The following is a 24,051-nucleotide window of genomic DNA, read 5'->3' on the forward strand; positions in this document are numbered from 1 at the left end:
CATGGACTTCAGTCTCTTCTACTTCGCCAACGACAGCACCGAGGGCTCCGAGAACCGCTACGAACTGCTCCTGGAGGGAGCGAAGTTCGCCGACCGCAACGGCTTCAGCGCCGTGTGGACCCCCGAGCGGCACTTCCACCCCTTCGGCGGCCTCTACCCCAACCCGTCGGTGACCGGCGCCGCCATCGCCGCCGTGACCGAGCGCATCGGCATCCGGGCCGGCAGCGTCGTGGCGCCCCTGCACCACCCCCTGCGGATCGCGGAGGAGTGGTCGGTCGTCGACAACCTGTCGAACGGCCGGGTGGGGCTCTCCTTCGCCTCCGGCTGGCACGCCACCGACTTCGCCCTGCGGCCGGAGAACTACGAGAACCGCCGCGCGATCCTGCTCGAACAGGTGGACCAGGTCCGCGCCCTGTGGCGCGGGGAGAAGATCACCGTCACCGACGGCGTCGGCACCGAGCAGCAGCTCGGCGTCTACCCGCCGCCGGTCCAGCCCGAACTCCCGGTCTGGGTGACCAGCGCCGGCGGTGTCGAGACCTTCCGCAACGCCGGCCGGTCCGGCTCCGGGCTGCTCACCCACCTGCTCGGCCAGGACCTCGACGACCTCGCCCACAAGATCGCCGAGTACCGCAAGGCCGTCGCCGAGCTCGGCCGGTCCGACGGCTGGACCGGCCATGTCGCCCTCATGGTGCACGCCTTCCTCGGCGAGGACGAGGACACCGTGCGCGACACCGTACGGGCGCCGCTCGGCGACTACCTGCGCAGCTCGCTCGGCCTGCTCCTCGGCTCGCAGCTCGACGGGCGCCGGATCGACGCCTCCAAGCTGGCGCCGGAGGACATCGACTTCATCGTGGCGCGCTCCTTCGACCGCTACTTCGACGACGGCGGGCTCCTCGGCACCGTCGACAAGGCCGCGACGATGGTCGAGAAGTTCCGTGCGATCGGCGTCGACGAGGTCGCGTGCCTGATCGACTTCGGGCTGCCCACCCCGGCGGTGCTGGCGAGCCTGGAGCACCTCAACCGGCTGCGCGAGGCCACGGCGGCCACCGACTGACATGACCGGACAGCGAAAGGGAGCAGGAACAGTGGGCGGAATCGTCGACTTCGAAGTGGTCTTCCCCTCGTCGCGGGTGGACGTGCACGAACTGCACGCCGCGTCCGGCGTGCCGGTGGCCGACATCCTCGCCATCACCCACACCGAGACCTTCCCCGCGCTCGACGAGGACGAGCCGGCCTGGGAGCTGGCCGCGGCCGCCGGCCGGGCCGTCCTGGAGCGCAACGGGATCTCCCCGGACGACATCGGCCAGGTCGTCTACGCCGGTTCGGGCGAGTGGGACCAGCCGTTCTGGTCGCCGGCCGCCAAGGTCGCCGACGAGCTCGGCATCCACCGGGCCCACTGCTTCGAGGTCGCCAACTTCTGCAACGGCGGCATGACGGCCGTGCGCACCGCCCTGGCCGAACTCGCCCTGGGCACCGCCCCGTACGCCCTCGTCCTGATCGGTGACCGCCTCAGCCGGCTCGTCGACCACGAGGACCCCGACTCCAAGGCCCTGTTCAACTTCGGCGACGCCCCGGCCGCCGTCCTCCTCGGCCGCGAGGACTGCCTCCTCGACGTCGTGGGCTCGTCGATGCGCACCGACCCCACATGGGCCGACTACTACTCCGGCGACCTGGAGGACGACCGGGTCCTGATGCGCCGCCGCGGCCGCCGGCAGGGCCTGGGCGACGCCTACCTGGAGAACTTCCCGGCCCGCGTCGACGACGTCCTCACCGCCCTCGGCCGGCAGGTCTCCGACATCGCGTACCTGCTCATCAACCAGGGCGACAAGGGCATGCACGAGAAGCTCCTGGCCCGGCTCGGCATCCCGGCCGAGAAGAGCGTCTTCAACTACCACCGGTACGGCCACATGGGCGGCTCCGACCCGCTGATCGCGCTCGGCGACCTCCTCGACGACAAGCGCCTCGCACCCGGCGACCTGGTCCTGGTCGCCAGCAGCGGCATGGGCTTCACCTGGGGCGTGACCGCACTGGAGTACCGAGGCCGATGACCGCTCCCGTACGCCCGTACGCGGGCTGGAAGGACCTGCGGGGGCTCCTCGCCCCGGCCTCCGGGCCCTCCGCCGCTCCCTTCACCCTGCTGCTCGTGCACCACGCCGGCGGATCGGCGGCCGCGTTCGCGCCGCTGGTCCGGCACCTGCCCGCCGACTGGCGGGTGCTCGCCGTGGACCTCCCCGGCAGGCTGATGGCGATGGGCGAGGGCGGCTGCCGCAGCACCGCCGAGGCGGTCGGCTGGCTCGCCCCGCTCACCCGGCGCGTGGTCGACGGACCCTACGGCGTCTTCGGCCACAGCATGGGCGCCCTCGTCGCGTACGAACTGGCGCGGGAGCTCTCCCGGCAGGGGACGGCGCCCGTCTGGGTGGGGCTCTCCGGCGCCCCCGCCCCCGGCCACCGCCCCGACCGGGCCCAGCGCCACCTGTGGTCCCAGGAGCGGCTCACCGACTTCATGCGGGAACTCGGGGGCACCCCCGAGGAGGTCCTCGCCCTGCCCGACGTCGTCGGCCCGATGGTGAAGGCGCTCCGCAGCGACCTCGCCGTCGTCGACACCTACGAGGAGCACCCCGGCCCGCCGCTGTCGGCGCCGCTGTCCCTGTTCACCGGGGCGGACGACCCGGTCGCGGGCGCCGAGCGCGCCGCGCCCTGGGCCGGGCACACCACCGCCCCGACCCGTGAACACAGCTGGCCCGGAGGCCACTTCTACCTGTTCGACCACGCCGCCGCGGTCTGCGACCGCATCGCCGGCGACGTCACCGCCGCCCGACTCACCGATCCGGAGCGAATCACCATGTCCCGTCGCCTGTTCACCTCGGAGTCCGTGACCGAGGGACACCCCGACAAGATCGCCGACCAGATCAGCGACACGATCCTGGACGCGCTGCTCGCCCAGGACCCGTCCTCGCGGGTCGCCGTGGAGACCCTGATCACCACCGGCCAGGTGCACATCGCCGGCGAGGTGTCGACCACCGCGTACGCCCCCATCGCCCAGCTCGTACGGGAACGGATCCTGGAGATCGGCTACGACTCCTCGATCAAGGGCTTCGACGGCGCCTCCTGCGGCGTCTCGGTGTCCATCGGCGCGCAGTCGCCGGACATCGCGCAGGGCGTCGACACCGCCTACGAGTCGCGCGTCGAGGGCGCCTCCCGGCGGGAGGAGGGCGACGAGCTCGACCAGCAGGGCGCCGGCGACCAGGGCCTGATGTTCGGCTACGCCTGCGACGAGACCCCCGAGCTGATGCCGCTCCCGATCCACCTCGCCCACCGGCTCGCCCGCCGCCTGACCGAGGTACGCAAGGACGGCACCGTCCCCTACCTGCGCCCCGACGGCAAGACCCAGGTCACCGTCGAGTACGACGGGGACCGCCCGGTGCGCCTGGACACCGTGGTCGTCTCCTCGCAGCATGCCGCGGACGTCGACCTGGACGGCCTGCTCACGCCCGACATCCGCGCCCATGTCGTCGAGCACGTCCTGGGGCAGCTCGCCGAGGACGGCATCAAGCTCGACACCGAGGGCTACCGGCTCCTGGTGAACCCGACCGGCCGCTTCGAGATCGGCGGCCCGATGGGCGACGCCGGACTCACCGGCCGGAAGATCATCATCGACACGTACGGCGGGATGGCCCGGCACGGCGGCGGTGCCTTCTCCGGCAAGGACCCGTCGAAGGTGGACCGCTCGGCGGCGTACGCGATGCGCTGGGTCGCGAAGAACGTCGTCGCGGCCGGTCTCGCCTCCCGCTGCGAGGTGCAGGTGGCGTACGCGATCGGCAAGGCCGAGCCGGTCGGTCTCTTCGTCGAGACCTTCGGCACGGAGAAGGTCCCCGTCGCACGCATCGAGAAGGCCGTCGAGGAGGTCTTCGACCTCCGGCCGGCCGCGATCATCCGGGATCTCGACCTGCTCCGCCCGATCTACTCCCGGACCGCCGCCTACGGCCACTTCGGCCGCGAGCTGCCGGACTTCACCTGGGAGCGCACCGACCGCGTCGACGCGCTCACGAAGGCCGCGGGGCTCTAGTCCCGGTCCGCCGGTCCGCCGGTCCGGGCCCGTCGGTCCCGGTCCGTCCGGTCCGTCAGTCCCGGTCCGTCCGCTCCTCCGTCTCCGGCAGCAGCCCGTTGGTCGCGATCAGATAGCCGAGCTGCGCCCGGCTGACGCTGCCGAGGCGGCGGGAGATCCGGCTGATGTACTCGGCCACGGTCCGGCGGCTGATGCCGAGACCGCGGGCGATCTTCTCCTCGGTGTGCCCGGCGACCAGGAAGCGCACGATGCTCTGCTCGATCTCGGACACGACGATCTCGGGCCGCCGGTTGACGGCCGGGTCGACCGGGGTGCCACGGGCCCAGGCGTACTCGAAGACATTGGCCAGGTACCAGATGATGCTGGGATTCCGGACTTCGAGCGCTTCGTCCGGGTAATCGGAACTCGTCGGAATGAAGGCCACCGTGCGGTCGCAGATGATGACCCGATCGAACATCTCGTCAACGGTCCGGACACTTCCGCCGGCTTCCGCGACGGTCCTGATGTATTCCGCCGTCGGCGGATGATTCCACACCGCGTGCTGATACAGGGTGCGTTGCGAGACGCCCCGGGCGAGGAGTTCCAGATTGCGCCGTACCACCGTATCCAGGATCTCGGGGGGACGCCGGCCGCCGGGCTGGGCGGTCAGCAGCTCCGTCTGGCACAGCCCCACCGCCGCGTCGATCGTCTCGGCGATCTCGTCGGCGCCGCGCAGCACCGTGGAGGACTGGGGGTCCTGCCGGCGGGCCCCGTTGAAGACCTCCTCGGCCGACTCGAAGGACTTGGTCAGAGTCTCCAGCCGGCGTGTGGCGGCGGCGAGCGTCTCCTCCAGGGGGGCCAGCGTCCGACCTGCGGCGATCGCCGGAGTGACAGGGGTGAGGAGGCCCGGTTCCCCAGGCACCGGTACCAGCAGTCCGAGCTCCGCCGCGCAGTGGACGGGCGGGTCGGCCGGCACCGAACCCGCGGCCACGGCGCTCTCGTAACGACGTAGTCCGCTCTCGCACAGACCGGGTCCGCACGGCGTGGTAGCACATCCTGTTTGCAACAATTTGCCCCCCTGCGTGATCATGCGCTGCGCATACATGTTAGGGCAGGCCGTTGTTGCGGCAACCTGCCGCCGGAAACGATGAGCGGGCCTCTCCGATTCGGTTCGACACCGTATTTACAAGGGATGGAAATGCCTCATTCGATTCACAGTGAAGAGTTCCGTTCGGCAGTGGCCAGGCTGTCCGTGCCCGGAATGGGCACCGAGGTCGTCGGCCCGCTTCTCGCGAACCTCGTCCAACTGCTGCGTCCGCACCGCGTATTGGAAGTGGGAATGGGATACACGACCCCCTTCCTCGCCGCCGCGCTCGCGGAGGCGGAGCAGGCGGTCGCCGCCGAATCCCTGGCCCTCGCCGCGAAGACCCGGGAACACCTCGACGCGGGCCGGGACCTCGACGACGCCTGGCTGCTCGCCGAGCCGCCGCTCGTGACCCCCTCGCTGCACCTGGAGCCGTACCGGCCCCGCCTCGCCGCCGTCGACAACCTGTCGATCGCCGACTCCTCGGCCGGCCGGGTGCGCGAGGTGCTCACCGAGCTCGGCCTCGACGACCGGGTCACCGTCGTCAACGCCGACCTGAAGGACTCCCTCGACAAGCTGCCCGAGGACTTCGCCCCGATCGACTTCGCCTGGGTGGACGCCTGGGAGTGCCTGTGGTTCTTCGACCACTTCTGGGACCTGATCGACCCCGACGGCGGCCTCATCGTCATGCACTACCTGATGACCTACCCGGAGGGCGACGCCGTCCGCCGCTACATAGCCAAGTTCCAGCAGCGCCACCCGGGCGAGCTGGAGGTCGTCAGCCTGCTCGAGTCGCAGAAGCTGATGCAGAACAGCGTCACCATCCTGCGCCGCACCTCCGGCGAGCAGAAGCGGCGCTACGCCGGCACCGGCGGCGCCATCGACTACTCGGCCCAGCTCCTGAGTGACGCCCAGGAGCATCTGCGGCTCGTCGCCGAGCGGTGAACACCGCCGTGACGACCGCCACCCTCGCCTCGGTACGGAGCAGGAGCTTCGCCTTCGTCCTGGGCAGCCCCCGCGGCGGCGGGAACACCGAGACCCTGGCCCGCTACGCCGCCGAGGGCCTCCCGCCGGACGTCACCGGCAGCTGGCTGGACCTGAGCACCCTCCCGCTGCCCGCCCAGCCCGCCGGACCGGTCCCGTCCGGCCCCGAGAAGGTGCTGCTCGACGCGACGCTGGACAGCACGGACATCGTCGTCGCGTCACCGCTGCACTGGTACAGCGTCTCCGCCGCCACCAAGCTGTACCTCGACTACTGGGCCCGCTGGAGCGGCCTGCCGGACGTCTCGTTCCGGGACCGGATGCGGGGCAAGAACCTGTGGGCCGTCACGGCCTACGCCCGCGGTGACGACACGGACGCCGAACCCCTCACGGGCATGCTCCGGCGGACCGCCGACTACCTCGGCATGGAGTGGCGGGGCGCACTGCTGGCCCGCGCGCACCGGCCCGGCGACATCGAGGCCGACCCGGCGGCACTGGACCGCGCGGCGGCCTTCTTCGACGTCGGCCACTGACCGGACGGCGGGCCCGCGACCACCGGGCCCGTCGTCCGCGTCGGCACAGACGGCTCAGGCCGCCCGCGCCGCTCGGGCCGCGCCGCTCAGCACTCGATGATGTTGACGGCCAGGCCGCCGCGCGCCGTCTCCTTGTACTTCACGCTCATGTCCGCGCCCGTCTCCTTCATGGTCTTGATGACCTTGTCGAGGGAGACCAGGTGGCTGCCGTCGCCGCGCATCGACATCTTCGCCGCCGTGACGGCCTTGACCGCCGCCATGCCGTTGCGCTCGATGCACGGGATCTGGACCAGACCGCCGACCGGGTCGCAGGTCAGGCCCAGGTTGTGCTCCATGCCGATCTCGGCCGCGTTCTCCACCTGCTCCGGGGTGCCGCCCAGGACCTCGGCGAGCGCGCCCGCCGCCATCGAGCAGGCCGAGCCGACCTCGCCCTGGCAGCCGACCTCGGCGCCGGAGATGGAGGCGTTCTCCTTGAAGAGCATGCCGACCGCGCCGGCGGCCAGCATGAAGCGGACGATGCCCTCGTCGTCGGCGCCGGGCACGAAGTTCATGTAGTAGTGCAGGACGGCGGGGATGATGCCGGCCGCGCCGTTCGTCGGGGCGGTGACCACCCGGCCGCCCGCCGCGTTCTCCTCGTTCACGGCCATCGCGTAGAGGGTGATCCACTCCATGGAGTGGGCCGCGGGGTTGCCCTCGGAGCGCAGCTTGCGGGCCGAGTTCGCGGCGCGCCGGCGGACCTTCAGGCCGCCGGGCAGGATGCCCTCGCGGGACATGCCGCGCGAGACGCAGGACTGCATGACCCGCCAGATCTCCAGCAGGCCCGCACGGATCTCGTCCTCGGTGCGCCAGGCCTTCTCGTTCTCCAGCATCAGCGCGGAGATCGACAGGCCGGTCTCCTTCGCCAGGCGCAGCAGCTCGTCGCCGGTGCGGAAGGGGTACTTCAGGACGGTGTCGTCGGGGACGATCGGGTTCTCGCCCTGGACGGCGTCCTCGTCGACGACGAAGCCGCCGCCGACCGAGTAGTACGTCTTCTCCAGGACGAGGCCGCCCTCCGCGTCGTACGCGAAGATCGTCATCCCGTTGGCGTGGTACGGGAGCGCCTTGCGCCGGTGCAGGATCAGGTCGGCGTCGAAGTCGAAGGGGATCTCGTGCGCGCCGAGCAGGTTGATCCGGCCGCTCGACTTGATCCGCTCGACCTCGTCGTCCGCCGTCTCGACGTTCACCGTGCGCGGCGAGCTGCCCTCAAGACCCAGCAGGACCGCCTTCGGGGTGCCGTGGCCGTGGCCGGTCGCGCCGAGGGAGCCGTACAGCTCCGCCCGCACCTTCGCGGTGTGGGCGAGCAGGCCCTCGTTCTTCAGGCGGCGGGCGAACATCCGGGCCGCTCGCATCGGTCCCACCGTGTGGGAGCTCGACGGGCCGATGCCGATCGAGAACAGGTCGAAGACCGAGATGGCCACGGAAGGACTCCTTGTGGGGGCTAGACGCCGTTGTCTGCCGGGGTGGAGCAGAAAAGCGTGCAGAAACGCGTGCGGAGGCGCGCGAAGACATGGGGTGGGGCACCGCGCTCACTGTCCAGTGTGCGCGATGCCCCGAAGGTTCATACGAACAAAAGCGTACGAAATTACTTCAGGCCGGGGTACAGCGGGTGCTTGTCGGCGAGCGCGGTCACCCGGGCCTTCAGCGATGCGGCCTTGTCGGCGTCGAAGCCGGGCTTCAGGGTCTCCGCGATGATGTCGCCGACCTCGGTGAAGTCCTCGGCCTGGAAGCCGCGGGTCGCGAGCGCCGGCGTACCGATGCGCAGACCCGAGGTGACCATCGGCGGGCGCGGGTCGTTCGGAACGGCGTTCCGGTTGACCGTGATGCCGACCTCGTGGAGACGGTCCTCGGCCTGCTGGCCGTCCAGCTCGCTGTCGCGCAGGTCGACGAGGAGCAGGTGCACGTCCGTGCCGCCGGACAGGACGGAGACACCGTGCGCGGTGACGTCGTCCTGGACCAGACGCTCGGCGATGATGCGGGCGCCGTCCAGGGTGCGCTGCTGGCGCTCCTTGAACTCCTCCGAGGCCGCGACCTTGAAGGAGACGGCCTTGGCCGCGATCACGTGCTCCAGGGGGCCGCCCTGGAAGCCGGGGAAGACCGAGGAGTTCAGCTTCTTCGCGAACTCCTTCTTCGCCAGGATGATGCCGCCGCGGGGGCCGCCGAGCGTCTTGTGCGTGGTGGAGGTCACCACGTCCGCGTACTCGACCGGGTTCGGGTGCAGACCGGCCGCGACCAGACCCGCGAAGTGGGCCATGTCGACCCACAGGTAGGCCTCGACCTCGTCGGCGATCCGGCGGAACTCGGCGAAGTCCAGCTGACGCGGGTAGGCGGACCAGCCCGCGATGATCACCTTCGGGCGGTGCTCCTTGGCGAGGCGCTCGACCTCGGCCATGTCGACCAGGCCGGCCTCGTCCACGTGGTACGCGACCACGTTGAACTGCTTGCCCGAGAAGTTCAGGCGCATGCCGTGGGTGAGGTGGCCGCCGTGCGCCAGGTCCAGACCCAGGATCGTGTCGCCGGGCTGGGCGATCGCGAAGAGGGCGGCCTGGTTCGCGGAGGCGCCGGAGTGCGGCTGGACGTTGGCGTACTCGGCGCCGAACAGGTCCTTGATCCGGTCGATCGCGATCTGCTCGGCGACGTCGACGTGCTCGCAGCCACCGTAGTAGCGGCGGCCCGGGTAGCCCTCGGCGTACTTGTTGGTGAGGACGGAGCCCTGCGCCTCCATGACGGCGACGGGAGCGAAGTTCTCCGAGGCGATCATCTCGAGGGTGGACTGCTGGCGGCGGAGCTCGGCGTCGACGGCGGCGGCGACGTCCGGGTCCAGCTCGTGGAGGGGAGTGTTCAGAAGCGACATGAATCGATCCCTAAGGGGTCTCGGGTCCGGTCTCAGTTCCCGGCGGAGAACGCGGTGTACTCGTCGGCGGTGAGCAGCTCGTCCGGCTCACCCGCGACGCGCACCTTGAACAGCCAGCCACCCTCGAACGGAGCCGTGTTCACCAGCGACGGGTCGTCCACCACGTCCTGGTTGGCGTCGACGACCTCACCCGTCACGGGGGAGTACAGGTCGCTGACGGACTTCGTCGACTCCAGCTCGCCGCAGGTCTCGCCCGCGGTGACCGTGGAGCCGACCTCGGGGAGCTGGGCGTAGACGACGTCACCGAGCGCGTTGGCGGCGAACTCCGTGATGCCGACGGTCGCGACGCCGCCCTCGGCGTCCGACAGCCACTCGTGCTCCTTGGTGTAGCGCAGCTGCTGGGGGTTGCTCATGGCCTGATTCTCCTGGATCGGGGGAGTACTGATGAACGTGGGTCTCGCGGGATGAGACCCGGGATGAGACGACTGCGTCACTTCTGGCGCTTGTAGAACGGCAGCGCCACGACCTCGTACGGCTCGTGGGTGCCGCGGATGTCCACACCTACACCCTCGGTACCGGGCGTGGCGTGCGCCGCGTCCACGTACGCGATCGCGATCGGCTTTCCGAGGGTCGGGGACGGGGCGCCGGAGGTCACCTCGCCGATGACCTCGCCGTCCTTGACGACGGAGAAGCCGGCGCGCGGGACCCGGCGGCCCTCGGCGATCAGGCCGACGAGCTTGCGCGGCGGGGCGGTCTCGGCGCGCTCGGCGGCCTTCTCGAGCGCCTCACGGCCGACGAAGCGGCCCTCGTTGGTCGTCTTCTCGAACTTGACGACCCGGCCGAGACCGGCGTCGAAGGGGGTGAGCGCGGTGGTCAGCTCGTGGCCGTACAGCGGCATGCCCGCCTCCAGGCGGAGCGTGTCACGGCAGGACAGGCCGCAGGGGATCAGACCGACCGGGGCGCCCGCCTCGGTCAGCGCCTTCCACACGCCCTCGGCGTGCTCGGGCTTCAGGAACAGCTCGAAGCCGTCCTCGCCGGTGTAGCCGGTACGGGCGATCAGCGCCGGCACACCCGCGACCGTGCCGGGCAGGCCGGCGTAGTACTTCAGGCCGTCCAGGTCGGCGTCGGTGAGCGACTTCAGGATGCCGGGGGACTCCGGGCCCTGGACCGCGATCAGGGCGTACGCGTCACGGTCGTCGCGGACCTCGGCGTCGAAGCCGCCGGAGCGGGCCACGAGCGCGTCCAGGACGATCTGCGCGTTGGAGGCGTTGGCGACGACCATGTACTCGGTCTCGCCGAGGCGGTAGACGATCAGGTCGTCGAGGATCCCGCCGTCCTCCTGGCAGATCATCGTGTAGCGGGCGCGGCCCACGCCCACCGTGGAGATGTTGCCGACGAGGGCGTGGTCGAGGAGCTCGACCGCCTGCGGGCCGGTGACGGTGATCTCGCCCATGTGGGAGAGGTCGAAGAGGCCGGCCTTGGTGCGGACGGCGATGTGCTCGTCCCGCTCGCTGGCGTAGCGCAGCGGCATGTCCCAGCCCGCGAAGTCGGTCATGGTCGCGCCCAGCGAACGATGCAGCGCATCGAGGGCGGTCAGACGGGGGGCAGTACTCATGGGGTGGCTCCCGGATCCCAAGGGCGGTTCGGTGACGAAACACATGACGGGCGAGGACGTCCTCCCCATCTGTCATGGAACCTGAGAGGTTCACCGAGGGCATCCTCGGTTTGCACCTTGGGTGGGGACACAGCAGGGTGTCCCGCTTTTCAGATCTGCCTCATCCACGCGGTACGGGGCCTGAGAGATTCAAGGGAGGGTCTTGCTCCTTCGGCGTCCGGACACGACTGGCGGTCCGGAACTCTCCCGCGCGGATTCGAGCGGCCGGTATGCGATTGTGTGGCGACTGTGCGCGCCTGGCGCGCACATCATTGCACGCGAGGTCGGCGGGGCACATCGCTTGTGTCCCATTACCGCTTCTTTACACTTTGTGGGCAAGGGTCTTCCCAGGCCCGGGCAGGGGGAGAAGCGATGAGGTTCCAGCACACCGGCGCATACGCGCCGAGTACCGGCATACCGTCCCAGCGAGCCCGCGCCAGGACCCGGGGCCGCGGCCGGCTCCTGCGCGACCTCCGCGAGCGCGGCGGCCGGGGGCCCCGCGCCCTCACCTTCGCGGCCGGCGACCTGGTCGTCGTCTCCGGCCTGCCCGGCAGCGGCAAGTCCACCCTCATGCAGCGCGCCGCCGACGGCACCGGCATCGACTCGCAGGACACCCGTGAGCACTGGGAGGCCCGGATGCCCCGCCTCCTGCCGTACGCCGTCTACCGCCCGCTGGTCCGGCTCGCGCACTACGCGGGGCTGCGCCGCGCCCTGCGCTCCGGCGCCGGAGTGATCGTGCACGACTGCGGCACCCAGTCCTGGGTGCGGGGCTGGCTCGCCCGCGAGGCCCGCCGTCGCGGCCGGGGCCTGCACCTGGTCCTCCTCGACGTCGCCCCGGACACCGCCCGCGAGGGCCAGCGGGCCCGCGGCCGCGGCGTCTCCTCCTACGCCTTCGCGCGGCACCGGCGGGCCGTCTCCCGGCTCGTCGCGGCCGCCGAGGCCGGCCGCCTGCCGCACGGCTGCGCCTCCGTGACCCTGCTCGACCGGGACGCGGCGGACACCCTGCGGAAGATCGGCTTCCGCGAGGCCGCCTGAGGCGGGCACCTCCCCCCGGGGGCGCCCCGCCCGGCGCTCGTACCCTTTCTTTTGGCCACGGCGGTGCCGGGGCGGCGTTAGGGTGCTGCCGGGCGGCCGGTGCGGCAGGCCGTGCGAGAAGGGGAAACGGGACCGTGGACGTGACGTGGCCGGGCAATGAGCTCGAAGAGGTCCTTGCCGCCTCACTCGGCAACCCCTCGGCGGGCGCCCGCCTGGTCGAGGTGCTCGGCCGCAGCCCGGTCTGGGTGCCCCTGCCCAACGGCGGCGGACCCGACAGCGCCGACCTCGACCTCGCCACCATGGAGATCGACGGCGCTGCGTACGTCCCCGTCTTCAGCTCCGAGGAGCAGTTCCTCGCCTGTGTCGGCAGCCACATGTCGTTCACCGTCGCCCCGGCCCGCGACTTCGCCCGCGGCCTGCCCCCGCAGCTCGGCATCGCCGTGAACCCCGGCGGCATCGTCGGCGTCCCGCTGCCCCCGCCGGCCGTCGCCGAGCTCTGCCGCGTCGGCCGCACCCCGCTCGACGGCCCCGCCACCGGCGGCCGCGTCCGCCTCTTCGAGCCCGACTGGCAGGACGACCCCGTCGACTTCCTCGCCGCCGCCTCCGCCGAGTTCGAGGCCACCGGCGTCGTCACCACCGCCCGTCGCGCCCTCGCCAGCGTCGAGGGCACCGAACCCGCCCTCTTCGTCGGCGTCCAGCTCGCCGCCTGGGACGGGGTCGACCGCAACGCGCCCCTGGACGCCCTCGGCCGCGCCCTCGGCCGCGTCGAGTGCGCCTGGCCGGTCAACCTCATCCTGCTCGACATGGCACAGGACCCGGTCGGCGACTGGATGCTGGAGCGGGTGCGCCCCTTCTACCAGCGCGCCGCCGTGTGACGGACGGCCTGTTTAAGCTGAACTTCTCGACAGCAGGACAGACCTCGGCAGGACAGCTGTCGGCAGTACAGACGTCGGAACAGACGTGGTGACGGAAGAGGGGCGGGACACAGGGTGAGCGCGTCAGGCACCGCTGCGACCGGACAGGTCGAGCACATGCTGCGCCAGGTGGCACCCGGACGCTACGACGCGTACGAGCAGCTGCTGCACGCCCTCGCCGACGGCGAGCTCTGGATGCTGCTCTGGCACGGATCACCCGGCTCGTCCGACGCGCAGTACGGGAACATGGAGGTCGACGGCTTCGGCTACGCGCCCTGCGTCACCTCCGCCCAGGAACTCGCCGCCTCCGGCTGGCACCGCGCCCACGAGCTCGTCACCGGCCGGGAGATCGCCCGCGCCCTCTACCCCGACCGCTGGGGCGTCTGGCTCAATCCGCACGCCCCCGGCGGTGGCGTCGGCATCCCCTGGGCCGACCTGCGCCGGATCGCCACCGGCCTCGACCGGATGCCCGCCGGGCCGCTGCGGGTCACCGAGCCCACCCTGGAGCTCCCGCAGTTCTACGCCCTGCTCACGCAGAACGCGCACCGCACCCCGGCCGTCCGGGCGCTGCGCCGCGGCTGGGTGCAGCCCGCGCTCGGCTCCCCGTACCTCGCCATCGGTCTCGATCTGTACGACACCTCGCCCGCGGCCGTCGACACGGTCCGGGCGATGATGCGCCAGTCCATCGGAGCCGTACCCGAGGGGCTGCCCGTCTCGACCGTCGCCCTCTCCGACGCGTACGACCCGGTGGCCCTCTGGCTGCGGGCGAACGGACGCCCCTTCTACGACCGCGAGGCACACGCCGGCGGCGCGGCGGCCGTCCCCGGGTACGGCTACCCGCCGCAGCACCGCTGACCGGGGGGACCGCCCCGGCCCCCGAACCGGCGATCGAATCCCACCGCCGTCTGATCGATCAAACGGCCGAGAGACGTGCGGCGAACTCGCCCAGATGTCAACGGTGTTAAAACCGTCGGCGCACTTGTCCGGGATCTGACCGGTTTGGCGAGTGTCCGGGTCTCGACTAGGTATCACCGTTATCCGGACTGTTTTCCAGCTGGATGCCCGTCTGTAGTGTTCGGCCGGTCAAAACCTCTCAGTCGGTGAACCCGGGGTGGGCCCATGCGCATAACCAAGTCCCGTACGGTCCGGGCGATCACGGTGGCGGCAGCCGTCACCCTGGTCGTCACGGGTTGCTCCAGCGAGCGCGGCAAGGACGGTGACAAGGCCGGCGCGAAGGACACGTTCGTGTTCGCGGGTGCCGGTGACCCGGGTTCCCTGGACCCCGCTCTCGCCAGCGACGGCGAGACCTTCCGGGTGACCCGCCAGGCCTTCGAGGCGCTCCTCGAGCACGAGTCCGGCGGCAGCAAGCTCGTCGGCGGCCTCGCCGAGACCTGGTCGAGCAACCCGGCCGGCACGGTGTGGACCTTCAACCTGCGCCAGGGCGTCAAGTTCCACGACGGCGAGGCGTTCAACGCCGCCGCCGTCTGTGCGAACTACGACCACTGGTTCAACTGGAAGGGCACCTACCAGTCCAGCGCCGTCTCGTACTACTGGCAGTCCATCATGGGCGGCTTCGCGAAGAACGAGGACAAGGAAGCGCCGAAGGCGAACTACAAGTCCTGCACCGCGAAGGACGACAAGACCGCCGTCATCGAGGTCAACGAGCCCTCCGCGCAGCTGCCGGGCGGCTTCTCGCTCCAGGCGCTGGCGATCCACTCGCCGAAGGCGCTCAAGGAGTACGAGAAGCAGGACGCGTCCGCCAAGGGCGACGCCATCACGTACCCCAAGTACAGCCAGGAGGCCGGCACGGTCGCCGGCACCGGCCCGTACAAGATCACGAAGTGGAACAAGGGCAACAAGGAAGTCTCCCTCGAGCGCTTCGACGGATACTGGGGCGAGAAGGCCAAGGTCAAGAACCTGGTCTTCCGCACGATCGACACCGTGGAAGGCCGTCGCCAGGCCCTGCAGGCCGGTGACATCGACGGCTACGACCTGGTGGCGCCCGCGGACGTGAAGACGCTGGAGAAGGAGGGCTACGCCGTCCCGACCCGTGACGTCTTCAACCTCTTCTACGTCGGCATGAGCCAGGAGAAGAACCCGGCGCTGAAGAAGCCCGCGGTCCGGCAGGCCATCGCGCACGCCATCGACCGCGAGAACATCGTGAAGACCCAGCTGCCCGAGGGCGGCAAGGTGGCCACGCAGTTCATGCCCGACACCGTCGCCGGCTACTCGGACAAGGTGAAGACGTACGCGTTCGACACCGCCAAGTCCAAGGAGCTCCTCAAGAGCGCCGGCGAGTCCGCCCTCAAGGTCGAGTTCTGCTACCCGACCGAGGTGACCCGCCCGTACATGCCTGCCCCGCAGGACATGTTCGAGCTGATGAAGGCCGACCTGGAGAAGGCCGGCATCACGGTCACCCCGAAGGCCATGAAGTGGGCCCCGGACTACCTGGACGCCACCGAGGCCGGCTCGTGCGACCTGCACATGCTCGGCTGGACCGGTGACTTCAACGACGGCTTCAACTTCATCGGCACCTGGTTCGCCGGGTACGACAAGCAGTGGGGCTTCAAGGAGGCCAAGGTCTTCGACGCGGTGAACGGCGCCTCGAAGATCGCCGACCCGGCCAAGCGGGTCGACGCCTACAAGAAGGCCAACGAGATGATCATGGACTACCTGCCGGGTCTCCCGATCTCCTCCTCGCCGCCGGCCATCGCGTTCGGCAAGAACGTCAACCCGCCGAAGGTCTCCCCGCTGACGCAGGAGAACTTCGCCGAGGTCTCCTTCAAGTAATCGCACATCGAGCGGGGTCCGCCCGGCCACACCTCCGTGGCCGGGCGGACCCGCTTCTCACGCATACGTAAGAAAGGGGCACGCGGGGTGCTGCGACTCGTCGTACGAAGACTGCTACAGCTCATACCCACCCTGCTCGGCCTGTCGGTTCTGCTCTTCCTGTGGCTGAACCGACTGCCCGGCGGACCCGCCTCAGCGATCCTGGGCGAGCGGGCGACCGAAGCCGATGTGGCGCGCATCAACCGGATCCTGGGACTCGACCAGCCGGTCTGGGTGCAGTACGGACGCTTCCTCAAGCGCATCTTCGAGCTGGACCTCGGCACCTCGGTCCAGACCGGTCAGCCGGTGTGGGACGAGTTCGCCCTGCGCTTCCCGGCCACCGTGGAACTCAGCGTCGCCGCGATGATCATCGCCGTCGTCGTCGGCATCCCGCTCGGCTATCTCGCGGCCAAGCGCCGCGGCGGCTGGCTGGACGTGGCATCCGTCTCCGGCTCACTCGTCGGCATCTGCATCCCGGTCTTCTTCCTCGCCCTGATCCTCAAGGGCGTCTTCGCCGTCAACCTCGGTCTCCTCCCGAGCTACGGGCGGCTCTCGACCGGCCTCGACGCGACCAGCGTCACCGGGCTCGCCGTCCTCGACGGCCTGCTCACCGGTGAGTTCGACGCGTCATGGGACGCGTTCCGGCATCTGATCCTCCCGGCCGTCACCCTCGCCTCGATCCCGCTCGCCGTCATCGTCCGGATGACCCGCGCCAGCGTGCTCGAAGTGCTGGGCGAGGACTACATCCGCACCGCCGACTCCAAGGGCCTGCAGAAGAACACCATCCGGGTCCGCCACGTGCTGCGCAACGCGCTGCTTCCGGTGGTCACCGCGATCGGCCTGCTGACCGGCAGCCTGCTGTCCGGTGCCGTCCTCACCGAGTCCGTCTTCTCCTTCAACGGCATCGGCGACTTCATCCGCACCTCCATCGACGCCCGCGACTATCCGGTGCTCGTCGGCTTCATCATGTTCATCGCCGTGGTGTACGTCCTCATCAACCTGCTGGTCGACCTGGCGTACAGCCTCATTGACCCGAGAGTGCGGGTGCACTGACGTGAGCACCAAAACAGACAAGATCGACCGCCTCGCCGAGCTCACCCAGCAGAACGAGGCCACGGTCGGCGCGAGCCTCTGGCGTGAGGCGTTCCGGCGGCTCAAGGCGAGCAAGATGGCCGTCATCGGCGCCGTCGTCATCGCCCTGTTCGTCGTGGTGTCGGTCGTCGGCCCCTGGGTGGCCCCCTACTCGCCCACCGCACAGGACTGGCGCGGCGAAGTCTTCATCAACCAGGGCAAGTTCGTCGGAATGCGCGGCGAGAACTGGTTCGGCCTCGACCACCTCGGCCGCGACCTGTTCTCCCGGATGCTCGTCGGCGCCCGCCAGACCCTGCTCGTCGGCGTCGTGTCGATGCTCATCGGCCTGCTCCTCGGCGCACTGATCGGCATGGGCTCCGGCGCCGCGGCCACCCTCGGCGGCAAGCAGGGGCAGCGGATCGACACCGTCGTCATGCGCTTCACCGACATCATGCTGTCGCTGCCGTCGCTGCTCCTCGCGGTCTCGATCGCGGCCGTGATGGGCCAGTCCCTGACCACCGTGATGATCGCCGTCGGTGTCGTCCAGATCCCGATCTTCGCCCGCCTGCTGCGCGGCTCGATGCTCGCTCAGGGCGGCACGGACTACGTGCTCGCGGCCAAGGCCCTCGGCGTGCGCAAGAAGCGGATCGTCGTCACCCAGATCCTGCCGAACTCCCTCAGCCCGGTCATCGTCCAGGCCACGCTCAGCCTCGCCACCGCGATCATCGAAGCCGCCGCCCTGTCCTACCTGGGCCTCGGCAACCCGGACCCGGCGATCCCGGAGTGGGGCGTCATGCTCTCCCAGGCGCAGCGGTTCTTCGACAACGAGCCGATGATGGCCGTCTACCCGGCGGTCGGGATCGTCATCACCGCACTTGGGTTCACCCTGCTCGGCGAGTCCATGCGCGAAGCTCTCGACCCGAAGCTGCGAGGCTGAAGTCCCATGGCACTGCTTTCAGTTGACGAACTCACCGTCACCTTCGGCGGGCGCGGCCGCAAGTCCTCCACGGCGGTCGACGGGGTCTCCTTCGACGTCGACCAGGGCCAGGTCGTCGGCCTGGTCGGCGAGTCGGGCTGCGGCAAGTCCGTGACCTCGCTCGCCCTCATGGGCCTGCTTCCCAACAAGGGCGTCACCATCGGCGGGCGCGTCGACTTCGACGGAGTCGACCTGTTGACCCTCGGCGAGAAGAAGATGCGGGACATGCGCGGCAGCCAGCTCGCGATGATCTTCCAGGACCCGCTGTCCTCGCTGAACCCGGTCGTCCCGATCGGCATCCAGGTCACGGAGATCCTCAAGCGCCACCGGGGTCTGAAGGGCGAGGCCGCCCGCAAGGAGGCCGCCCAACTCCTCGACCGGGTCGGCATCCCCGACCCCGACCGGCGCCTCAAGGAGTACCCGCACCAGCTGTCCGGCGGCATGCGCCAGCGCGCGCTCATCGCGATGGCCGTGGCGTGCGCGCCCCGGCTGCTCATCGCCGACGAGCCCACCACCGCGCTCGACGTGACCATCCAGGCGCAGATCCTGGAACTGCTCAAGGAGCTCGTCGACCAGGAGGGCACCGCCCTGCTGATGATCACCCACGACCTGGGTGTCGTCGCCGGAATCTGCGACCAGGTCAACGTGCTGTACGCGGGCCGGGCCGTGGAGTCCGCGGGCCGGCGCGAGCTGTTCGCGCACCCGACCCATCCGTACGCGCACGGTCTGCTCGGCTCCGTCCCGCGCCTCGACGCCCCGCGCGGCGAGCCGCTCCGCCCCATCCGGGGATCCATCAACGACAAGATCGCCTGGGCCGACGGCTGCGCCTTCGCGCCCCGCTGCGACTTCTACACGATGGAGTGCCTGACCGGCACGCCCGAACTGGCCGAACCGCGCGCCGAGGGCCACCAGGTGCGCTGTGTCAACCCGGTCCTTCCCGTCTCGGACAAGTCGGAGGTCCCGGCATGAGCCTGCTCGAACTCGACGGTGTGAAGGTCCACTTCCCCGTCAAGAAGGGCCTCCTCTTCAACCGCACGGTCGGCCACGTGTACGCCGTCGACGGCATCTCGCTCAGCGTCGAGGCCGGCCAGACGTACGGTCTCGTGGGCGAGTCGGGCTGCGGCAAGACGACGCTCGGCCGGGCCGTGCTGCGGCTGACCGACATCACCGACGGTGAGGTCGTCTTCGACGGTACGGACCTGGCGAAGCTGCCCGAGGAGGAGATGCGCCGGTTCCGCCGCCGTCTCCAGATGGTCTTCCAGGACCCGCTGGGCAGCCTCAACCCGCGCCAGAACATCGAGTCGATCCTCAGCGAGGGCATGGCCGCGCACGGCATCGGCGCGAACCAGGAGGAGCGCCGGGAGAAGATCAAGGCGATCCTCGCCCGGGTCGGACTCCCGGCCAACGCGCTGTCCCGCTACCCGCACGAGTTCTCCGGCGGTCAGCGCCAGCGCATCGGCATCGCGCGGGCGCTGGTCCTCGAACCGGACGTCATCATCTGCGACGAGCCCGTCTCGGCGCTGGACGTGTCGATCCAGGCGCAGGTGATCAACCTCCTGGAGGAGCTCCAGCAGCAGCTGGGCCTGACGTACCTCGTCATCGCCCACGACCTCGCCGTCGTCCGTCACATCTCGGACGTCATCGGGGTCATGTACCTGGGCTCGCTGGTCGAGGAGGCGCCGAGCGACGCGCTGTACGAGGGGCCGAGGCACCCGTACACCAAGGCGCTGATGTCGGCGGTACCGGTACCGGACCCGGAGGTCGAGGACCGCCGCGAGCGCATCCTGCTCCAGGGCGACCTCCCCTCCCCGGCCAACCCGCCGACGGGCTGCCGCTTCCACACGCGCTGCCCGTGGAAGCAGGACACCCTGTGCGCGACGGACCGGCCGCAGCTCACGGACGTGGGTGACGGTCACAAGGTGGCCTGCCACTTCGCCGCCGGGATCGAGGCGGGGACGGTACGACGCACCGCGGCGACGGGGATCGAGGCGGTGGTACCGGCGCAGGCGAAGGCGGTCGAGCCCGCAGGGTCCGATGCCGATGTCGACTCCGACTCCGATGTCGATGTCGATGCCGTCGCCGTGGCCGCCGTCGAGCCCGGGGCCGGGGCGGTCGCCGAGGCCGAGGGGGACGTCTCGAAGGCGTGACCCGGTGGTGGCGCGACGCGCGTGAGGTGTGACCCGCGTCGGCCCCGAACCGCGTGAGGCCCCGCTGTCCTACGGCAGCGGGGCCTCACGCGTGCCGACGTGGTCCTCGGGAACCTGCACAATTGCTCGGTGCTCCACGACCTGTTCACCCCCTCCGTCCAACACGCCCTCGACCTCGTCGGCATCTTCGTCTTCGCCATCTCCGGCGCACTCCTCGCCGTCCGCAAGAACTTCGACGTCTTCGGCATCGCCGTTCTCGCCGAGGTCACCGCCCTCGGTGGTGGTCTCATCCGCGACCTGATCATCGGCGCCGTACCGCCCGCCGCCTTCGCCGATCTCGGCTACTTCCTCATGCCCCTGATCGCCGCGGGCCTCGTCTTCTTCCTCCACCCGGAGGTCGAGCGCACCCAGAATGCCGTCAACGTCTTCGACGCCGCCGGCCTGGGCCTCTTCTGCGTGACCGGTACGACGAAGGCGTACGACTACGGCCTCGGCCTCACCTCCTCCGCCGCGCTGGGTCTGGCTACGGCCGTCGGCGGCGGCGTCCTGCGTGACGTGCTCGCCAACGAGGTTCCGTCGCTGCTGCGCTGGGACCGGGACCTGTACGCGGTGCCCGCGATCGTCGGCTCCGTGATGGTCGTGCTCTGCATCCGCTTCGACATGCTCAACGCGTGGACCAGCGGCGCCGCCGTCCTCACCGCCTTCGTGCTCCGTCTTCTCGCGATGCGCTACCACTGGCGTGCGCCCCGTGCCTGGAACCGGCGGTCCTCCGCACGCGAGGAGACGGAAAAAGCTACCGCTCAGTAGCTTCCTGCGGTACCGTCGAAACCATGAGCACGAGCATCGAGACCCCCGTCGCGACCCGCGAGAGCGAGTTCGACCGCGACACCGCCGTCACGCTCCGGGAGCCCGGCGTCTACGACGCCGACCTCTCCGCCGGCTGGACGATCATCCACGCGGTCAACGGCGGCTACCTCCTCGCTCTGCTCGGCCGCGCCCTCGGCGACCACCTCCCGCACCCCGACCCGTTCACGATCTCGGCGCACTACCTCACGCCGTCCGTGCCGGGCCCCGCGGTGATCAGGACGGAGACCGTCCGCACCGGCCGGACGCTCTCCACCGGCCAGGCCTCCCTCCTCCAGTACGCCGAGGACGGCACCGAGGTCGAGCGCATCCGGGTCCTCGCCTCGTACGGAGACCTCGACGCGCTCCCCGACGACGTCCGCACCACCGCGACGCCCCCGGCGATGGCCGCCATCGAGAACTGCTTCAGCGCCTCGGACGGCCCGGCCCCGCCGATCCCCGGCTCCTCGGCGATCACCGAGCGGCTCGACCTCCGGCTCGACCCGGCCTGCGTCGGCTGGGCCATCGGCGCGCCGTCGGGGAAGGGCGAGATGCGGGCGTGGTTCGGCCTCGCGGACGGCCGTGAGCCGGACGCGCTGTCCCTGCTCCTGACGGTCGACGCGCTGCCGCCGACCTCCTTCGAGCTGGGCCTCAAGGGCTGGACCCCGACCGTCGAACTCACCACCCACATCCGCTGCCGCCCGGCCCCCGGCCCGCTGCGGGTCTCCATCACGACCCGCAACCTCGCCGGCGGCTTCCTGGAGGAGGACGCGGAGGTCTGGGACAGCGCCGACCGCCTGGTGGCCCAGTCCCGCCAACTGGCCCGCGCGCCGCGCGGCTGACGCGGGACTCACGGGGGTACGGCTCACCGGGGGTCTGTGGGACTCACCGGGCCGGGGGCTCACCGGGCCCGCGGGACTCACCGGGCCGGGGGCTCACCGGGGTCTGCGGGACTCACCGGTCCGGGACACGGCTGAAACCGGACGGGAGCCCGGCCCCGAGCGCCCCGGGACCCGGTGTGGCCGACGCGTGGCAGGGTGCCCGGGCCGTCCCGACCTGACGCGGTCGGCGGCGTAAACCGGCCACCCGCCGGGAGCGCGGCCGCGGGCTCGTAGAATCGACCCACCATGGCTTACCTCGACCACGCCGCGACCACGCCCATGCTGCCCGAGGCGATCGAGGCGATGACCGCCCACCTCGCCGTCACGGGCAACGCCTCCTCCCTGCACGCCGCCGGACGGCGGGCCCGGCGGACCGTCGAGGAAGGGCGCGAGACGCTCGCCGCCGCGCTCGGCGCGCGGCCGAGCGAGGTCGTCTTCACCTCCGGCGGCACCGAGGCCGACAACCTCGCCGTGAAGGGCCTCTACTGGGCCCGCCGCGACTCCGACCCCCGCCGCACCCGCGTCCTGGCCAGCCCGGTGGAGCACCACGCCGTGCTCGACGCCGTCGACTGGCTCGCCACCCACGAGGGCGCCGACGTCGAGTACCTCCCGGTCGACCGGTACGGCCGGGTGCACCCCGAGGCCCTGCGCGAGGCGATCGCCCGGGACCCCGAGTCCGTCGCCCTCGCCACCGTCATGTGGGCCAACAACGAGATCGGCACCGTCATGCCGATCCGTGAACTCGCCGACGTGGCGGCCGAGTCCGGCGTACCGCTGCATGCCGACGCCGTCCAGGCCGTCGGACAGGTCGAGGTCGACTTCGCCGCCTCCGGGCTCGCCGCGATGACCGTCTCCAGCCACAAGATCGGCGGTCCCTACGGCATCGGCGCCCTGCTCCTGGGCCGCGAGCACACCCCCGTACCCGTGCTGCACGGCGGCGGCCAGGAGCGGCACGTCCGCTCCGGCACCCTCGACGTGCCGGCCGTCGCCGCCTTCGCGGTCGCGGCCCGGCTCGCCACCGAACGGCGCGAGGAGTTCGCCCGCGAGATCGGCGCGCTGCGCGACGAGCTCGTGGCCGTCGTCCGCGCGCTCGTCCCCGACGTGATCCTCGGCGGCGACCCCGTCGAGCGGCTCCCGGCCAACGCCCACTTCACCTTCCCGGGCTGCGAGGGCGACTCCCTGCTCCTGCTCCTCGACGCGGCCGGGATCGCCTGCTCCACCGGCTCCGCCTGCACCGCCGGCATCGCCCAGCCGAGCCACGTCCTGCTCGCCACCGGCACCGATCCGGACCTGGCCCGGGGCACCCTGCGCTTCTCGCTCGGCCACACCTCCACCAAGGAGGACGTCGCGGCGGTCGCGGACGCGATCGGCCCGGCCGTGGAACGGGCCCGGACCGCGGGTCTCAGCTGAGCCCGGGCCTCTCAGCCCTCAGCCCCCGGCCCTGAGCTCTTGAGTCGCGTCGAAGGCACTCACGCGAGTGCCTTCGACGCCTCCCGCACCAGCTTCAGATAGCGATTCCAGTCCCAGTGCGGACCGGGGTCGGTGTGGTCGGTGCCCTCGACCTCGACGTGCCCGATGATGTGCTTCCGGTCCACGGGTATCGCGTACCGGACGCATATGTCGGCCGTCAGCCGCGCCGACCCCGCGTACATCGCCTCCGTGAAGTCCTGCGGCCGGTCGACGAAGCCCTCGTGCTCGATGCCGATGCTCCGCTCGTTCATGTCGCGGTTCCCGGCGTGGAAGGCGACGTCGAGCTCCCTGATCATCTGCGCCACGTGCCCGTCCTTGCGGACCACGTAGTGCGCGGCGGCCCCGTGCCCCGGGTCCTTGAAGACCTTCAGCGCGGTCGCGTAGCTGCCCTGGACGACATGGATCACGACCCGGTCGATCCGGTAGTCGTCCGGCCGGTCGGCCCGCCGCCAGTTCGCCCGGGCGGCCGAGGTCCACTCCGCGGCCCGGTGGTCGAGCTCACCCTCGACCCGCTTCCTCTCCATCCCCGGCAGCCGCCACCAGGCGCGCGCCAGCTCGTCCCTGGCCAGCGCGGCCGTCCCCAGGACGGCGACCCCGCCGCCGAGCAGCACCGCACGCCGCCCCACCCGCTTGCCCGAACCGCTCGCCCTGCCCGAACCGCTCGCCCCGCCCGAACCACTCGCCTTGCTCCCCATGCC

General features: G+C 70.9%; 22 protein-coding genes, 1 pseudogene and 1 riboswitch. Of the genes and pseudogenes, 17 read left to right on the plus strand and 6 right to left on the minus strand.

What is annotated here, in order from left to right:
* The first annotated feature begins 1 nt into the window (after position 1).
* From OG462_RS30200 to metK, 4 genes and pseudogenes are all read left to right on the plus strand, one after another.
* Entirely contained in the window at positions 2–1,054 is a 1,053-nt protein-coding gene (locus OG462_RS30200) for an LLM class flavin-dependent oxidoreductase (RefSeq protein WP_406062410.1), read from the plus strand.
* A 31-nt stretch (positions 1,055–1,085) separates the two neighbouring features.
* A complete protein-coding gene (locus tag OG462_RS30205) occupies positions 1,086–2,048 on the plus strand; it encodes a 3-oxoacyl-ACP synthase III family protein (protein ID WP_406062411.1) in 963 nt (320 codons plus the stop codon).
* Positions 2,045–2,785, plus strand: a pseudogene (locus OG462_RS30210) (thioesterase II family protein); the annotation flags it as partial. The gene OG462_RS30205 and the pseudogene OG462_RS30210, both read left to right, overlap by 4 nt.
* Positions 2,786–2,842: 57 nt before the next feature.
* Positions 2,843–4,066: a methionine adenosyltransferase gene (metK, locus tag OG462_RS30215; protein WP_406066782.1), complete on the plus strand. Its 1,224-nt coding sequence runs from the start codon at positions 2,843–2,845 to the stop codon at positions 4,064–4,066.
* 55 nt (positions 4,067–4,121) lie between these two features.
* Here the strand turns inward: metK and OG462_RS30220 are convergent, their stop codons facing one another.
* Complete coding sequence (locus tag OG462_RS30220; RefSeq protein WP_406062413.1) at positions 4,122–5,036, minus strand: LuxR C-terminal-related transcriptional regulator; 915 nt, start codon at positions 5,034–5,036, stop codon at positions 4,122–4,124.
* 246 nt (positions 5,037–5,282) lie between these two features.
* On the opposite strand from OG462_RS30220, the gene OG462_RS30225 reads away from it, so the two are divergent.
* Together OG462_RS30225 and OG462_RS30230 are read left to right on the plus strand one after the other, a co-directional pair.
* The gene (locus OG462_RS30225; protein WP_406062415.1) at positions 5,283–6,074 is read left to right on the plus strand and encodes a class I SAM-dependent methyltransferase; all 792 of its coding nucleotides are present in this window, start codon (positions 5,283–5,285) and stop codon (positions 6,072–6,074) included.
* Positions 6,075–6,082: 8 nt separating this feature from the next.
* Positions 6,083–6,643, plus strand: coding sequence for a flavodoxin family protein (locus OG462_RS30230; protein WP_406062417.1), 561 nt, complete (start codon positions 6,083–6,085; stop codon positions 6,641–6,643).
* A gap of 86 nt (positions 6,644–6,729) precedes the next feature.
* On the opposite strand, the gene OG462_RS30235 is transcribed toward OG462_RS30230, so the two are convergent.
* The 4 genes from OG462_RS30235 to gcvT all read right to left on the minus strand — a co-directional run bounded on the left by OG462_RS30235 (position 6,730) and on the right by gcvT (position 11,148).
* Complete coding sequence (locus tag OG462_RS30235) at positions 6,730–8,100, minus strand: L-serine ammonia-lyase (protein WP_406062419.1); 1,371 nt, start codon at positions 8,098–8,100, stop codon at positions 6,730–6,732.
* A gap of 164 nt (positions 8,101–8,264) precedes the next feature.
* Positions 8,265–9,533 carry a serine hydroxymethyltransferase gene (glyA, locus tag OG462_RS30240; RefSeq protein ID WP_015036328.1) on the minus strand — a complete coding sequence of 423 codons (1,269 nt, stop codon included), beginning with the start codon at positions 9,531–9,533 and terminating at the stop codon, positions 8,265–8,267.
* Between the two features lie 32 nt (positions 9,534–9,565).
* The gene (gene gcvH, locus OG462_RS30245) at positions 9,566–9,946 is read right to left on the minus strand and encodes a glycine cleavage system protein GcvH (RefSeq protein ID WP_406062421.1); all 381 of its coding nucleotides are present in this window, start codon (positions 9,944–9,946) and stop codon (positions 9,566–9,568) included.
* A gap of 77 nt (positions 9,947–10,023) precedes the next feature.
* Complete coding sequence (gcvT, locus tag OG462_RS30250) at positions 10,024–11,148, minus strand: glycine cleavage system aminomethyltransferase GcvT (RefSeq protein WP_406062422.1); 1,125 nt, start codon at positions 11,146–11,148, stop codon at positions 10,024–10,026.
* 159 nt (positions 11,149–11,307) lie between these two features.
* A riboswitch (glycine riboswitch) is annotated at positions 11,308–11,407 on the minus strand.
* A gap of 152 nt (positions 11,408–11,559) precedes the next feature.
* Here gcvT and OG462_RS30255 point away from each other — a divergent pair.
* The 11 genes from OG462_RS30255 to OG462_RS30305 all read left to right on the plus strand — a co-directional run bounded on the left by OG462_RS30255 (position 11,560) and on the right by OG462_RS30305 (position 23,293).
* A complete protein-coding gene (locus OG462_RS30255; protein WP_406062424.1) occupies positions 11,560–12,222 on the plus strand; it encodes an AAA family ATPase in 663 nt (220 codons plus the stop codon).
* 134 nt (positions 12,223–12,356) lie between these two features.
* Complete coding sequence (locus tag OG462_RS30260) at positions 12,357–13,097, plus strand: enhanced serine sensitivity protein SseB (RefSeq protein ID WP_406062426.1); 741 nt, start codon at positions 12,357–12,359, stop codon at positions 13,095–13,097.
* A gap of 114 nt (positions 13,098–13,211) precedes the next feature.
* Positions 13,212–13,991 (plus strand): enhanced serine sensitivity protein SseB C-terminal domain-containing protein, encoded by a 780-nt coding sequence (locus OG462_RS30265; RefSeq protein ID WP_406062428.1) that lies wholly within the window; start codon positions 13,212–13,214, stop codon positions 13,989–13,991.
* A 264-nt stretch (positions 13,992–14,255) separates the two neighbouring features.
* Positions 14,256–15,926 carry an ABC transporter substrate-binding protein gene (locus tag OG462_RS30270; RefSeq protein ID WP_406062430.1) on the plus strand — a complete coding sequence of 557 codons (1,671 nt, stop codon included), beginning with the start codon at positions 14,256–14,258 and terminating at the stop codon, positions 15,924–15,926.
* Between the two features lie 87 nt (positions 15,927–16,013).
* On the plus strand, positions 16,014–17,018 hold the full coding sequence (locus OG462_RS30275) for an ABC transporter permease (protein ID WP_406062432.1): 1,005 nt from the start codon (positions 16,014–16,016) through the stop codon (positions 17,016–17,018).
* A gap of 1 nt (position 17,019) precedes the next feature.
* Positions 17,020–17,973 carry an ABC transporter permease gene (locus OG462_RS30280; RefSeq protein WP_406062434.1) on the plus strand — a complete coding sequence of 318 codons (954 nt, stop codon included), beginning with the start codon at positions 17,020–17,022 and terminating at the stop codon, positions 17,971–17,973.
* Positions 17,974–17,979: 6 nt separating this feature from the next.
* The gene (locus OG462_RS30285; RefSeq protein WP_406062436.1) at positions 17,980–18,981 is read left to right on the plus strand and encodes an ABC transporter ATP-binding protein; all 1,002 of its coding nucleotides are present in this window, start codon (positions 17,980–17,982) and stop codon (positions 18,979–18,981) included.
* On the plus strand, positions 18,978–20,159 hold the full coding sequence (locus tag OG462_RS30290) for an ABC transporter ATP-binding protein (RefSeq protein ID WP_406062438.1): 1,182 nt from the start codon (positions 18,978–18,980) through the stop codon (positions 20,157–20,159). The genes OG462_RS30285 and OG462_RS30290 overlap by 4 nt, the downstream gene beginning before the upstream one ends.
* 129 nt (positions 20,160–20,288) lie before the next feature.
* Positions 20,289–20,966: a trimeric intracellular cation channel family protein gene (locus OG462_RS30295; protein ID WP_406062440.1), complete on the plus strand. Its 678-nt coding sequence runs from the start codon at positions 20,289–20,291 to the stop codon at positions 20,964–20,966.
* Between the two features lie 23 nt (positions 20,967–20,989).
* A complete protein-coding gene (locus OG462_RS30300; RefSeq protein WP_406062442.1) occupies positions 20,990–21,844 on the plus strand; it encodes a thioesterase family protein in 855 nt (284 codons plus the stop codon).
* 285 nt (positions 21,845–22,129) lie between these two features.
* The gene (locus tag OG462_RS30305; RefSeq protein WP_406062444.1) at positions 22,130–23,293 is read left to right on the plus strand and encodes a cysteine desulfurase family protein; all 1,164 of its coding nucleotides are present in this window, start codon (positions 22,130–22,132) and stop codon (positions 23,291–23,293) included.
* A gap of 59 nt (positions 23,294–23,352) precedes the next feature.
* Here the strand turns inward: OG462_RS30305 and OG462_RS30310 are convergent, their stop codons facing one another.
* Positions 23,353–24,048 carry an N-acetylmuramoyl-L-alanine amidase gene (locus tag OG462_RS30310; protein WP_406062445.1) on the minus strand — a complete coding sequence of 232 codons (696 nt, stop codon included), beginning with the start codon at positions 24,046–24,048 and terminating at the stop codon, positions 23,353–23,355.
* Between the last annotated feature and the right edge of the window lie 3 nt (positions 24,049–24,051).

Source organism: Streptomyces sp. NBC_01077 (assembly GCF_045162855.1).
In the GTDB taxonomy this organism is placed as follows: domain Bacteria; phylum Actinomycetota; class Actinomycetes; order Streptomycetales; family Streptomycetaceae; genus Streptomyces.